Raw genomic sequence first — 13,493 nt, 5'->3', positions numbered from 1 at the left:
TCGCCCCTATTCAAGTTATAGAAGTAGTGAAATTTCAATGTCCGATTCCAATACCGCTGAAACCCTAGTCACCTTGTCGTCCAAAGCGGAATACGAAAACTCCATCAATCTTTCACAACACGTGCCTCAGGCAAAAAACATCAGCGAGATGGTGCTGGACGCCTTCCAGTCCACCCGCGAAAGCGACCAGATCCGCGAACTGCGTGCCGCGATCCGCCAGGCCCACGACAGCTTCGACGATGACAAAGCCTACGAGCTGATGGGCCAGCTCAAGCAGCTCAAGGACGCCGAGGCCGCGGACATCGCCGCCCTCGAAGACCTGAGCAGCAAATTCCCGATCAGCCGCATCCTGTCCAGCTTCAAGGACGACCCGGCGTTCCAGGAAATCGTCTACGGCCTGGCCCTGAAGGTGCTGAACCAGACCCACCTGGCCATCAGCAACCCGAGCGGCGGCAAGAGCAAAGCCGCCAAGGCCAAGAAAGAAGTCGAAGTGTTCACCATCACCAAGGACGGCATGAGCGTCACCTTGCCGTTGCGCACTCCGCGCTCGCGCCTGAATGTCGACCGTGAAGCCCTGGAATTCCTCGGTTTCACCTTCGTTGGCGAAGGCGAAGAGGCGGAACTGGAAAGCGAGACATTCCTGGACAACAGCGGCGCCGAGCAAGCGGTCAACCGCAAGAACATCATCACCGCCTTGCAGCAGCAGACTGCGTTCGACGGGTACAACATCGCCGCGCAATAAGGCGACCCACCCTGATCCGTGGTGAGTGGGCTGCCTGTGGCGAGCGAGCTTGCTCGCGCTGGGCTGCGTAGCGGCCCCAAAAATCTGACAACACTTGCCGACATTTTGTGAGTGCTCCGCACTCAAGCGGGAGCAAGCTCCCTCGCCACAGATACTTCACAGCCCCACTCAAGAGCCCCGCCATCAGAGCGGGGCTTTTTATTGTCCGTGATTCGGGCAAAACCGCGATTACTCTTCCAGTATCGACGCAGAACACCACTTCCCTTCACCCATGAGCACCACGGGTCCGCCTGCGGGGAGCGCCAACTCACTTTCCAGCCCAGACCTCAGTGGTGCAACTGCCGAGGTCATCATGAACACGCCCCCCTTGTATCGCCAGTTGGCCAACCACTACCTGGACGCTATCCGCAGCGGCACCCTGAAAACCGGAGAGCGCCTGCCCTCGATCCGGTTGATGATGGAAAAACACGCCGTCAGCCTGTCGACCGCCGTGCAGGTGTGCCGGGAACTGGAAGACTGCGGTGTGCTGGAAGCCCGGCCACGCTCCGGCAACTACATTCGCCAGCCCGACACCCTGCCCAGGCCCGCCCCGATTGCCTTGGCGCCAGCGCTGGATACCCGCGCGTATATTGGCATTCATGAACAGGTCTGCGCGGTGCTCAAGGCCAGTCAGCGCGCGACGATCAAGGTCAACTTCGCCAGCGCCTACTGCGCGCCGGAGCTTTATCCACTCAAGACCTTGCAAGACCACATGATCAAGGCGCTGCGCTACGACGCCTGCCTGTTCGGCACCGCAGGCAGCGCCTGTGGCAACAGCGCACTGCGCAACATCCTGGCCCGGCGGGCACTGGCCAGCAAGACCCACCTGCCCCCCGAGCGGATCGTGATCACCAACGGCGCCACCGAAGCGATCAACCTGGCCTTGCGTGCGGTCACCCGCCACGGCGACACCGTGGCGGTGGAATCGCCGACCTTCTACGGTCTGCTGCAAATTCTCGAAAGCCTGAACCTGCGGGTGCTGGAAGTCCCGGCCTCGGCCCACACCGGGCTCAATCTGGCGGCCTTGCAACTACTGCTGCAAGGCCCCGAACGGGTCAAGGCGCTGATCGTCATCCCCAACCTGCAAAACCCGTTGGGCAGCATCATGCCCGACGCCAACAAGGCACGGCTGGTGAAACTGTGTGCCGAGCACGAAACCGTACTGATCGAGGACGACACCTATGGCGACCTGGTGGACACCGAGCAGCCGCTGTCTACCCTCAAACATTGGGATAGCACCGACAACGTGATCTATTGCGCCTCGCTGAACAAAACCCTGGCACCGGGCATGCGCCTGGGCTGGATCAGCGCCGGCAAATGGCACGACCGCGTGGAGATGCTCAAGCATGCGCAGTCACGGGGGTGCGAGGCGTTATCGCAATTGGCGGCCAGCGAATTCATGCGTACACCGTCCTACGAGCGTTACCTGCGGCGGTTGAGGAAAACCCTGACCCAACAACGTCAACAGATGAGCGAAGCGATTACCCGCTACTTCCCCCTCGGCACCCATGTGACCAACCCCCAGGGCGGCACGCTGTTATGGGTGGAACTGCCTCGCCGGCATTCGTCCATGGCGTTTTTTCATGATGCGTTGAACGTCGGTATCCAGATTTCACCTGGGGATATCTTTTCCAATGCCAGGCGTTTCGATCACTTTGTGCGCATTGGCTGTGGCGCGCCATATTCGCCGCGGATTGATGAGGCCTTGCAGACCTTGGGCCGCTTGCTACATCAGGGTTGACCGCTCCCACAGGTTTTGGGGTGATCATCAGAGCGGATTCTGGTGCAGGCAAATGATATGCGGGTCGTCATTCCAGTGCGGGAAGCGCTCGGCGATCAGCGGGTCGTGGCCGGGGATGACGTGGTCTTCGCTGTCGGCCAGGCGGTCGATCTCGGTGAAGGCTTCGAGGGTTTGCGCCAGGTCATCGAGAATCGGAAACGGACTGCGCTCGCGAATATTGATCCACAAATGCGCGGCATCCGAGGCCAGCACAATCCAGCCGCGTCCGGTATTCACCCGCACTACCTGGCTGCCCGGCGTATGCCCGCCCACCGGGTGCAGGGTCACGCCGGGAACGACCTCGACAACACCATTGTGCAAACGCATCCGCCCTTCGAACAGCGGCGGCAGCGCCGACATCACGTCCTCGACCTCGTAGGTTTTGTTCACCGTGCGATGGGCCATTTTCGGCCCGGTGCAGAAACGCAGTTCCGCTTCCTGCAAATGCACGGTCGCCTTCGGGAACAGCCCGAGGTTGCCGGCATGATCCCAGTGCAAATGGGTGAGGATCAGGTGCTCGACTTGCGCCGGATCGATGTCCAGTTGCCGCAGGGATTCTTCCGGCAGGCGGTACATCTGGCGATTGCGCCGGTCCGCCGTGGCCGGTTGGAAACAGGTGTCGACCACGATCACCTGCTGCTCGTTGCGGATAACCCAGAAATAGTAGTCCAGCGGCATCGGCGCATTCGGATCACCGCAGCAGGCGTCGTAGAGAAAGTTCTCCCTGGCGGTGCGCTGGGCATTTGCGCCGACACGAATAGCGAACACTTCGTACACAGGAGCAGACATGGACACCTCCGGGTTCAGGCGACCGTCGTGGTTTTGAGGGTCGGGCGGAAATCGAAATCGATCTGGTCGCTGATGCCCAGGTCCTGAGCCAGCTTATGCAGGCCGCTGTAGTCGCGCATGATGGTCGCGTTCTTGTTGCTCTCGCGGGTGTCGGCAATGATCAGCGCCGCATCCTCGACCCCGAGCTGCGTCAGAATCGCCTCCCACATCGAGTAGTCCTGGGCGATAAAAGCACTCAGCGCCACCGACAGATTGCGTGCGAAAAATTCCCGCTGGATGGGCTGCATGTTCGCGTACATGACCTTGGACACTTCGGCCAGCACCTTGCTGTGAGCATATTCGTCGCGGTTGTGCAGTTCGGCCACCCGGCGGTTCTGCGGCTGGATGGTCTGGTCGTCTGCCAGCAGGTCCAGATAGGCGTTGACGCTGATCTCGGCCACCACCGCAAAAGTGATCGCCGCCAGATCCCGCTGCCATTGCTCGGGCAGTGCTTCACGCTGGGCTTTCAGGCGCAGGTAAGTGACGGAGGGCGGCAAGTCCAGGTCCTGATCCAGCGCCCGGTCCAGCTTGGTCCGCTCGATGGCGCGCAAGTGCATCAGCGTGTGGTAGTGCTCGTCGATCAGGGTCTGTTGCATGGCCTCGCGAAAATGCCAGTCGTCCTTGCCCAGGTACTGATTGGCGATGACGCTCAGCGCCGGATTGACCACATGTTCTTCGGCTGTGACGGTGCGCAGGTTGTAGCCGATCCAGCCCCAGGTCACCACGCGGCTCTTGAGCTCGTCGCTCAAGGCCTGGAATTTCGGATGATGGAAGAACGGCACCATGCACTCCGGGTAATCCGGGCGCGCCGGGTCGTATGCTTCGTTGACCTGGCCCCTGTCCGGCGAACACACCGTGGCGCGCTTGGTCCAGGCCTGGTTGAGCCGCACGATCAGTTGATGATCGACCTGGGCGATCTCGATTGCTGTTTGCATGACGCGATACCTGTAAGACGCGTACCCGCCAAGGGGTACGCCAAAAGAATGAAGGGCGCCGGAAAATTCAGGCCAGCCAATAGCGGGTCAGGTTGCGCGCCGGGTCAGTGTAACGACTGCGGGCGTGGATCATTCGCCAGTTGTCCCAAATCAGCAGGCATCCGTCGGGAATCAGCACCGGAACGTTGTGCTCGACGAAGTACGCTTCGCCAAGCACGGCAAACCTGGCCAGCGGTGAGGTGCTGTTGGTCACCAGCGATTGCTGCAACGCTTCCTTGGACGGGTTCACGTCGCCGTAGTGAAACTGGTTGTAGCTGAAGCGGAAAATATCCCCGTCCTCTGTAGGCGTGAGGATGTATTCCTTGACCCGCCGTTGCGCCGGTTCGCCGGGTTTGGCGGTGGCGACAAACTCTACCGGCGTGTCATCCAGCCACTCACGCAGTTGCGGTTCGCTACGCTCCAGAGACTTGAGAAACTCGTACCCATCCACCAGCCCGGTATGCCCGCCACCGCACGTGGCTTGTTTATGGCAATGCAACGCCAGGTAGCGCGGCGGCGGTCCGTACACCGGCGCTTCAGTGTGCGGGCCGATGCCGTTCATGCTCTGGGAATACGGCAAGTCTTCGTAACCCGGCTTGCGGGTAATGGGAAAGGCCATCTGGCCGTTGAACTGCGGAATGATCGGGCCGAATTCGCACAAGGTGCCTACGACATCATCGGAAAATTCGTCCGGGGTCAGCACTGTCCAGCCCAACGTCGACAGTTCTTCATGACGATGGCCGAGAGAAATGTAAGGTTGAGACGCAACTATCCCTTGATCTGACATGGCGACATTCCTGGCGGGTTATCCGGCGTTGACGGTTGAGGTGTACGCGGCAATGAAGTCGCGGCAGGCGTCGCCCGGTCGGTAACGCTGCTCGTCGATGCTCTGCACCGGGGTGATTTCGGCGGCGGTGCCAGTGAGAAAACACTCGTCGAAGTCGCCAAGTTCCGTAGGCAAAATCGTGCGTTCGACCACCTGGTAGTCCAGTGCCTTGGCCAGTTCGATCACCGTCTGGCGGGTGATGCCGTTGAGGAAGCAATCCGGTGCCGGGGTGTGCAGCATTCGGCCTTTGACGAAGAACACATTGGCACTGGTGGCTTCGGCCACGTGGCCGCGCCAGTCGAGCATCAGCGCATCGTGGTAGCCCGTGTTCTCGGCATCATGCTTGCTCAGCGTGGCGATCTGGTAATGCCCGGAGGCCTTGGCTTCGAACGGGCTACTGCTGGGAGGCGGGCGACGCCAGGTCGCGGTTTTCAAGCGGATGCCGGCCATGCGCGCCGCCGGGTCGAAATAGCTCGGCCACTGCCAGCACGCGATGGCCACGTGCACACGGTTGAAACGCGCCGAGGTGGAAATCATCTCGCTGCCGCGCCAGGCCACCGGGCGCAGGTAGCCATCGACGACCTTGTTGCGTTGCAGCAGTTCGTGGCTGGCCGCCTCCAGGTCAGTCAGCTCAAAGGGGATGGCAAAGTCCATCAGTTGCGCCGAGCGATACAAGCGCTCGCTGTGTTCGCGCAGCTTGAAGATCCTGCCGTTGTAGACCCGCTCGCCTTCATACACGGTGCTCGCGTAATGCAGGCCATGGGTCAACACATGCAACTGCGCCCGGGACCACTCGACGAGCTCGCCGTCGAGCCAGATAACGCCCTCGCGCTGATCAAACGGGATACTGCTCATATCCATATCTCCCCATTGTTCATGAATTTTCCTACGCCGTTTCCAGCAACACGGGTATCAATTCCGGCACGGCGGTGAGCTCGGTCTGAAAGAAAAACGCTCGCTCGCCGAAGGCCGGTTGCAGGTCATCGAACCAGGTCACTTGCGGGTCGAAGCGCGCGTAGAACGTGCGCAACACCCATTGCGGATCGCGTGCCTGGAGGAACTGCAGGACGAAGACCTTTTCCCCGGCGACGGTCTCGATGCCGTTGATCAACACCTTGCCGTAGAAGGTGCTCATGGACGGCCCGCGCACCGTGCGCGCCAGCCCCGACACCGTGCGGTACGCCGCCTGGAAGATCTCGAAGGCCCGGGCCAGCGGCATCGCGAAGTAGTGACTGGGGCCGGTATCGCGCTCGACGAACATGTAATAAGGCACGGCCCCGAGCCGTACACCTTCGGTCCACAGTGCGGCCCAATCGGCGGGGTTTTCGTTGATATGGCGGATCAGCGGCGCCTGCATGCGCACCGTCGCGCCCGTCGAGCGAATGCGCTCGATGGCCTGGTGGGCGATGGCCTGGCGGATCTCCACTGGGTGGTTGTAGTGGCCCATGATCGACAGGTTTTTCCCCGCCGCGACGATGCGTCGGAACAGTTCCAGCAGCTCAGGCGCATCCTTGTCGCTGACAAAACGCTGGGGCCAGTACGCCACGGATTTGGTGCCGATGCGGATGTTCTTCAGGTGTGGCAACGCCAGCAGCGGCTCGATGTAACCGGCCAGTGAGCGGGTGTTCATGATCATCGGGTCGCCGCCGGTAATCAGCACGTCGGTCACTTCGCTGTGCACCCTCAGATAGCTGACCAGCTCCTGGGACTCGCGGGCGTTGAACTTGAGTTCTTCCTCGCCGATGAACTGCGCCCAGCGGAAACAGAAGGTGCAGTACGCGTGACAGGTCTGACCGGCACCGGGGAAAAACAGCACGGTCTCGCGGTACTTGTGCTGGATGCCTGGCAGGACTTTGCCGTTGAGGGTGACTCCGTTGTGGGTCAACTGCCCGGCCGGATGCGGGTTCATGCGCCGCCAGATCGCCTCGATCCGACGCTTGATCGCCGCGCTGTCCTCCAGTTCGATCAATTGTTTGAGCGAGGCATACTCCTCCGGAAACAACATGTCCTTGTGGGGGAAGGTCATGCGGAAAATCGGGTCGTCCGGAATGTTGTTCCAGTCGATCAGCGTGCCCAGCACGTATTCGTTGGTGCGAAACGGCATGACCCGGGCCACCACGGTCATGGCCTCCTGCAACGCCGGCGTCAGCTTGTGCCAGTAGGGTGAGTCGCGGATGGTGCGTGAGTTATAGGGTTTGTAGCGTTCGTGCTCCGACAGTCCTTGCATGGCCGCGCTCCTGGTGATTGCCCTGAGTGTTGTTACGCGATGGCCGGCGCTTTGCGCTCTATGTCCATCCACGCCCGGACGCTGTCGCGACCCCACTGGCGGTGCACATACGCCGCGAGCCGCGCCGGCACCGGATCGTCGTTGGCAACCAATCGGTTGAGCATGATTGCCAGGTCGGTGTCGGCAATGCTCCAGTCACCGAACAGATGCTCGGCGCCCTCCTCCAGCAAATGGTCGGCGACGAAGAACAAGCGCTCGACGGCGGTTTGGGCATCGTCGGACAGCGCGGTGTTTTTCTTGCCGAAGTACACCAGGTCAAACGGGCGCTCCTTGCGCACCACCAGCAAGTCACTGCGCAACCAGGCCTGCAATTGACGGGCACGGGCGCGCAGCTGGAGGTCCTGCGGGTAGAGTTTTTTATCCCCCGGGGCGAGTTCATCGAGGTATTCGGCAATCGCCGATGATTCCGACAAGGCAAAATCGTCGTGAACTAACGTTGGAATCTTGCAGCTCAGCGAAAGCTCGCGATAACTCACCAGATAATTTTCGCGTGCTTTTAGATCAACCGTAACAAGTTCAAATGAAAGTTGCTTTTCCTTGAGCGCCACAAAAGCCGACATCGCAAAAGCGCTGACATGGTCGGCGCCGACATACAGTTTTAGCTTCCTGTTTTCCATAGAACACTCCATTGACCAACTGCAGGAATTGACATGCATTGGAAGTGATCGTAGTTAGTTGAATGAAGGCTGAATAGATACAGAATTTGTCCGTTTCTATCGATACAGAAAGTTGTTTTTCACCGGCAGACACGCAGCCAGAATCTCGGCAAAACTGCTGCAAAAAGAGCTACGGAGCAGGTCTGAAAAACAAAAAAAGGGAGCCGACGAAAGTTGGCTCCCTGGGCTGTTGCAGTGGGAAATTACGGCTGGGTGGTGATCAGGCCATGGCTGTCGGCGAAGTTCGAAAGCAGTGCCATTTGCGGCATGTTGCTCATATTCAGCATCGCTAAAGGCTCGTGTCTGCTGGCGTTGACGAAGCCGTGTCTGGTCCACGCCGGCACCAGCAGCACGTCGCCGCTGCTGACGTTGACCCCATCGGCATCGCCGAGGGTCAACACGCCGCTGCCGCACTGGATGACAAACAGATGCCACCAGGAATGGGCATGACCGTTGAGCGTCACGCCGGGGTTCAGCCATTGCATGGCGATCGCCATGCCAGGCGTCACCTCACAACCTTCAATGCTCTTGTCGTGAGCCAACGCGACAATATCAACGTCGCTGGCTTCAAGGGTCTGACGCATACCCGCCAGTTCAGTGCCTTTCCATACCTTGGGACCTGGCGTTCGATGATGCAGGCTCTGACGGAAGTCCTTATATGAAAAAAACGCACCTTGAAAGTTATCCATTCGCACGTCCTTTTCTTATTATTCCCCATACTTTAGCGCTAAACCTTAAGTTAAGGGTTCAGCGCTGTAAAGTCGGGAAACAACTTACAAAACCGATGGACGCAAGGCGGCGATCATGTCCACTTCTATCGCGGCGTTCTTGGGTAGCTGATAAACACCCACTGTAGTGCGCGTATGCTTACCGGCATCGCCCAGCACATGGCTGAACACATCCGAGGCACCGTTGGCTACTTCACTCAAATCGACAAAGTCCGCCGTGGACTTCACATAGACCGTTACCCGGATCAATGACTTGATCTTGTCCAGCGAACCAATGGCATCGACGATCAACGCCAGCCCGCGCATCGCGCTGATGCTGGCGGCCGCTTGCGCATCGGCCATGCTGAGGTCCAGCCCGACGCGGCCGGGGTAATGGATCTTGCCGTTCATGCGCGGCACCAGGCCGCTGATGTACAGCTCATCGTGATGACGGATCAGCGGCGCGTAATGCCCGCCTGCGGTGTTTTCGCCGTAGATGTCATAACCAAACTCTTTGGCCAGGGCGATGAAGCGTTCATCGCAGGTCATGTGCTGGATCATTGATCGAACCCTCTTGATCGGTAATGCAAAAAACGGGTGCTTGCGGGCTCAGCACACGGCGCGGGTGGCCGGTGCCAGGCAAGTCACCTCGATGCGTGACTCAATCACCTCGGCCAGACGCAACAGGTCGTTGCGCAGTTGTCCGTAGTGTTCGTTGAACAACACGATGTGGCCGATGAATGAAAAATTGTCTTTGACCAGTGCGCTGACCGAGTCGCCGATACGCTTGGCGTACTGGCCCTCCACCAGGTCGATACGCAGGGCGCTGGCCAGGGCCTCGATGTCAGGCGTCGCGCGCAGGATGCCGCCGGCCGGCGCCCGGAGCAGGCGAATGCCGCAGTAGCCGCGGGCCACTGGCTCATGCTGTTCGGTCTTGCCCTCCACCGCCCAGCGCACCCAGCGTTCCCACGGATCGAAATTGACGAAGGCGCGTTTCGCCAGGTCCCAGATGTGCATACCGCCGGGGCGCATGTTGGTTTCCACGGCGGAGGTCAGGTTGTCGCTGCGCAGGAACACTTCGTTGTGCCAGGCACCATTGGCCTGGGATACCAAGCCCGACATATGCCGACCGGCTGCCATCAAACGTGCCTGTACCTCAGCCGCAAGCGGCGCGGGGACGACTTGTTGGATCTCTGCGCGGTAGGCGCCTTCGGTGGTGGTTTTTTCAGTCACCCAGGTGCTTCCGGCCACGTAGTCCCAGCTGTATTCGCGGGCGTTCTGCACCAGCGCTTCAAGGACGATACCGCCTTCGCGGTAAGGCTTCAGGGCGAGCCAGGCGTCATCGCATTCCGAAGGGTGATGGATGACGCGACAGCCCCGGCTCGCGCCTTCGCAGGCCGGCTTGATGAAGGCTTTTCCGCCCAGTTCGACGACGCGCTGGCGCAGTTCCGACAGGCTTTCGACCCGCGCGGAAAACACCGGTCGGTATTCTCCGGGAGCGGTGCTGGCCGCAGCTTCGAGCTGGCGGAAGATCTGCTTGTCCAGGCCCGCCCGCGCTTCGCCCGGGGTAATGCCCGGCAGGCCGAAATGACTGGCCAGCGCTGCACCGAGCAGTACGCCGCGATCGGAGAACGGCAGTACGCCGATCAGCTTCCAGCTGTCGGCATTCAAGCACCCCACCACCAGTTCAAGGGACGTCGCCACATCGTCTTCGGCCAGTGAAGTGCTGCAGACGTGATCGGCCACCTGGTCGTCATGGGGCTGAACTTTCTCGACCAGCAGGATAAGCCTGGCGTTGTAGAGCGACTTGCACAACTCGCGCAGCTTCTGGATGTCGTGAACCCGATTGCCGTTGTAACCGACCACTATTACGCATGAAGTCGTATTCATATTGCCCCCGACCTGCAAAGTGAAAACCGCAACGGCGATGACTCAGTCATGCAACGACGCATTGGATTTACGGTTGAGCCAATACCAGGCCAGGATCCCTGCGGCACCGATGGCGGCCAGCACCAGCGCGTTGTACGGCGCCGGCACCACCCGCATGATCAACACGGTCAGCCCGGCCCCCACTCCCAGGGACACTTCCTTGACGAACATGTTGTTTTGCTTGACCGAGAAGTAATCGAGGTAGCTGAAGGCGCATTCGGCAATGGACAGCAGCGCCACCCAGACCAGCGCCCCGGCGAGGGTTTCGACGTGGAACGCGGCAGGCGAAGACAGCACCGCAAAACCGCCGACGATGATCCCGATCACCGCCACGACCTTGAAGCGCCCGGTGCGCTCGATCAGCTTCATCACCGGCACTTGGGCGAAAACCACCACGGCGCTGTTGAGGATCAGCATCAAGCCGTACCAGGCCGGCAACTCGCCGGTCTTGAGCAGGATCGCCTGTGGCAGGATCGAGAACACCCCGAACAGCTTGATGCCCATAATGATGCCGGCGATCACCCACGGCAGTTTGCTGCCCCAGTTGCTGCCGGCCTGGGTGGCCGGGCGGGCTACACCCGGCTCGGTGGTGAAGGTCGCGCCGAGGGCGATCGGCAGGCACAGCAACACGAACGCTGCCGCGCCGAGGAAAAACATCGTCGGCGTGAGCAGCGGCGACAGCAGGATCAAACCGGCCACCAGGCTGCCCATGTTCATGGCCACGCGGTTGTAGGCCGCGCCTTCCTTGGTCTGGGCCGCTTCGCTCTTGATCAGGTAACCGGCAATGGCAATGCCGTAGGCAAACAACGCGGCTGCAAACATCACCATGCCTTGATGGCTGGTCAGCGCCAGCAGCACCAGGCCAAGGCCGGCACACAGCAGCGTGACGCTCAGGGAACGGCGGCCAAGCACCAGTAAAGTCAGGGGCAACAACAGCAACAAGGCGCGATATCCAAGGGCCAGGATGCTGTTGGTGGCCGTGTCGAGCCAGACGTTGGCCTTGCCCAGCACCGCGAACAGCGAGACAGCAGTGATGATCCGGATCGTGAATAACCGCAGGTTAATGACCGGTTTGGCTACCGCGACCGTTGTTTCGACACTCATGCAGCACCTCAGGAACCGGGTGAATGCCCGCCGACAAAGGCCGACATCCAGAAAAGTCTGTAAGGGCATGGTAGAGAGAGAGGCTTGTCCTGATCAGGGCAAGTTCGTATAGAATCCAACGAACTTTACTGCCGGAGAGACCAGTAAAATGCAGGTTCAACGCGCAGTCATCGCCGCCATTGAATTCCAGCCCGGCGTGCCGCTGGTGCAACAGATCGTCGATCAGCTGACGCAAGCCATCAGCACCGGTGGCCTGCCCCACGGCGTCAAGCTGCCGCCGATTCGCGAACTCTCCGACTTGATGAACGTGGGCAAGTCCACGGTGGTCGATGCCCTGGACCGCATGCGGGCCAAGGGGCTGGTGGTGTCTCGCCAGGGCTCCGGGCATTACGTGCATCGCTCAGAAGCGGCGCTGAAAAGCGGCACCGGCCCGGACCTGCAACCCCAGGACACCCTGAGCGTAATTCGTCGCGCCTTGCTACTGGACAACGGCACGCTGCGCCCCGGCTGCGGTTTTCTGCCAACCTCGTGGCTACCCGCCGAAGAATTGCAGAAAGCCGTGCGCAGCACCTTGCGAGCTACGTCGTTGCGCATGGGCGAGTACGGCGTGGCCGGCGGTTACTTGCCGTTGCGCCAGGCCCTGCGGGTGAAACTGGCGACCTTCGGCATCGAAGCGCCGGTGGACCAGATCATCACCACAGCCAACACCATGCAGGCCATCGACCTGCTGATGCGCCTGCTGGTCAAACCCGGCGACACCGTGCTGCTCGACGACCCCTGCTACTTCAACATGCACGCCAACCTGGCGCTGCACGGGGCCAAGGTCATCACCATCGCCCGGGATTGCGACGGCATGGACCTCGACGCGTTCGAGCAACTGTTGATCGCCCACAAACCCGTGCTGTACATGACCAACAGCACGCTGCATAACCCTACCGGACACTCGTTCACCCCGGCCCAAGTCTACCGTTTGCTGGAACTGAGCCACCGTTATGGCTTCCACATCGTCGAAGACGATCTGTACTGCGACATCCAGCAACGTCGCACCCCGCGCCTGGCCGCCAGCGGGCTGGACAACGTGAGTTATGTGTCGGGCTTCTCCAAGACCCTGACCGCCAACAGCCGCGTCAGCTACACCGTGCTCTCGCCACAATTGGCGGCACGCATGGTCGCCCTGAAAATGGCCTGCGGCGGGGTGACGTCGGAGCTGGCGGAGCAGATCACCTGCACCATGCTCAGCGACGGCAGCTATGCCAAGCATGCGCGGCGCACGGTGGATCGGCTGTATGAATCCAATAGTCGTGTGGCGAGTTGGTTGGCGGAGGCTGGGTGCTCGCTTTCCTCGTTGCCCGGCGAAGGCGTGTTTATCTGGGCGCGGTTGCCGGAGGGTTTACACGCCGAGAACCTGGCTCGCCAGGGGCTGGAGAACAATATGGTATTGGCGCCGGGCACCTTGCTGAGCAAAGGGCCGGATGCCAGCCAGTTCCTGCGATTCAACGTGGCTCACAGCGACAGCTTGCAGGTGCGCGAGCGGTTTTTCCGGTTGCTCGACACTGCCCAAAAATAACCGACACGCCTCAAATCCTGTGGGAGCGGGCTTGCCCGCGATGGGGCCGTCACA

Annotated in this window: 13 protein-coding genes; 3 read left to right on the top strand and 10 right to left on the bottom strand. The window is 60.6% G+C overall.

Going from position 1 to position 13,493, the window contains the following annotated elements; all coding sequences use genetic code 11:
- Positions 1 to 37 precede the first annotated feature (37 nt).
- On the top strand, positions 38 to 742 hold the full coding sequence (locus VC35_RS11865) for a hypothetical protein (RefSeq protein WP_046040208.1): 705 nt from the start codon (positions 38 to 40) through the stop codon (positions 740 to 742).
- Positions 743 to 1,094: 352 nt separating this feature from the next.
- Positions 1,095 to 2,522 carry an aminotransferase-like domain-containing protein gene (locus VC35_RS11860; protein WP_046040206.1) on the top strand — a complete coding sequence of 476 codons (1,428 nt, stop codon included), beginning with the start codon at positions 1,095 to 1,097 and terminating at the stop codon, positions 2,520 to 2,522.
- A 27-nt stretch (positions 2,523 to 2,549) separates the two neighbouring features.
- On the opposite strand, the gene VC35_RS11855 is transcribed toward VC35_RS11860, so the two are convergent.
- The 10 genes from VC35_RS11855 to VC35_RS11810 all read right to left on the bottom strand — a co-directional run bounded on the left by VC35_RS11855 (position 2,550) and on the right by VC35_RS11810 (position 11,872).
- On the bottom strand, positions 2,550 to 3,350 hold the full coding sequence (locus VC35_RS11855) for an N-acyl homoserine lactonase family protein (RefSeq protein WP_046040205.1): 801 nt from the start codon (positions 3,348 to 3,350) through the stop codon (positions 2,550 to 2,552).
- 14 nt (positions 3,351 to 3,364) lie between these two features.
- The gene (locus tag VC35_RS11850; RefSeq protein WP_046040202.1) at positions 3,365 to 4,324 is read right to left on the bottom strand and encodes a diiron oxygenase; all 960 of its coding nucleotides are present in this window, start codon (positions 4,322 to 4,324) and stop codon (positions 3,365 to 3,367) included.
- Positions 4,325 to 4,391: 67 nt separating this feature from the next.
- A complete protein-coding gene (locus tag VC35_RS11845; RefSeq protein WP_046040201.1) occupies positions 4,392 to 5,150 on the bottom strand; it encodes a TauD/TfdA family dioxygenase in 759 nt (252 codons plus the stop codon).
- A gap of 18 nt (positions 5,151 to 5,168) precedes the next feature.
- Complete coding sequence (locus VC35_RS11840; RefSeq protein ID WP_046040285.1) at positions 5,169 to 6,044, bottom strand: branched-chain amino acid aminotransferase; 876 nt, start codon at positions 6,042 to 6,044, stop codon at positions 5,169 to 5,171.
- 31 nt (positions 6,045 to 6,075) lie between these two features.
- Positions 6,076 to 7,416 carry a KamA family radical SAM protein gene (locus VC35_RS11835; protein ID WP_046040199.1) on the bottom strand — a complete coding sequence of 447 codons (1,341 nt, stop codon included), beginning with the start codon at positions 7,414 to 7,416 and terminating at the stop codon, positions 6,076 to 6,078.
- 32 nt (positions 7,417 to 7,448) lie between these two features.
- Complete coding sequence (gene yfcF / locus VC35_RS11830) at positions 7,449 to 8,093, bottom strand: glutathione transferase (protein ID WP_046040196.1); 645 nt, start codon at positions 8,091 to 8,093, stop codon at positions 7,449 to 7,451.
- A gap of 242 nt (positions 8,094 to 8,335) precedes the next feature.
- Positions 8,336 to 8,821 carry a cupin domain-containing protein gene (locus tag VC35_RS11825; protein WP_046040194.1) on the bottom strand — a complete coding sequence of 162 codons (486 nt, stop codon included), beginning with the start codon at positions 8,819 to 8,821 and terminating at the stop codon, positions 8,336 to 8,338.
- 84 nt (positions 8,822 to 8,905) lie between these two features.
- Entirely contained in the window at positions 8,906 to 9,400 is a 495-nt protein-coding gene (locus VC35_RS11820) for a RidA family protein (RefSeq protein WP_046040191.1), read from the bottom strand.
- A gap of 48 nt (positions 9,401 to 9,448) precedes the next feature.
- On the bottom strand, positions 9,449 to 10,729 hold the full coding sequence (locus VC35_RS11815) for an ATP-grasp domain-containing protein (RefSeq protein ID WP_046040188.1): 1,281 nt from the start codon (positions 10,727 to 10,729) through the stop codon (positions 9,449 to 9,451).
- 42 nt (positions 10,730 to 10,771) lie between these two features.
- Positions 10,772 to 11,872: an MFS transporter gene (locus VC35_RS11810; protein ID WP_046040185.1), complete on the bottom strand. Its 1,101-nt coding sequence runs from the start codon at positions 11,870 to 11,872 to the stop codon at positions 10,772 to 10,774.
- 148 nt (positions 11,873 to 12,020) lie between these two features.
- Here VC35_RS11810 and VC35_RS11805 point away from each other — a divergent pair, with 148 nt between their 5' ends.
- A complete protein-coding gene (locus VC35_RS11805; protein ID WP_046040183.1) occupies positions 12,021 to 13,439 on the top strand; it encodes an aminotransferase-like domain-containing protein in 1,419 nt (472 codons plus the stop codon).
- Positions 13,440 to 13,493: the final 54 nt, after the last annotated feature.

The organism is Pseudomonas fluorescens, assembly GCF_000967965.1.
Classification (GTDB): domain Bacteria; phylum Pseudomonadota; class Gammaproteobacteria; order Pseudomonadales; family Pseudomonadaceae; genus Aquipseudomonas; species Aquipseudomonas grandcourensis.
The sequence above is the reverse complement of the archived record's forward strand: the minus strand, read 5'-3'. Positions and strand labels throughout refer to the sequence as shown.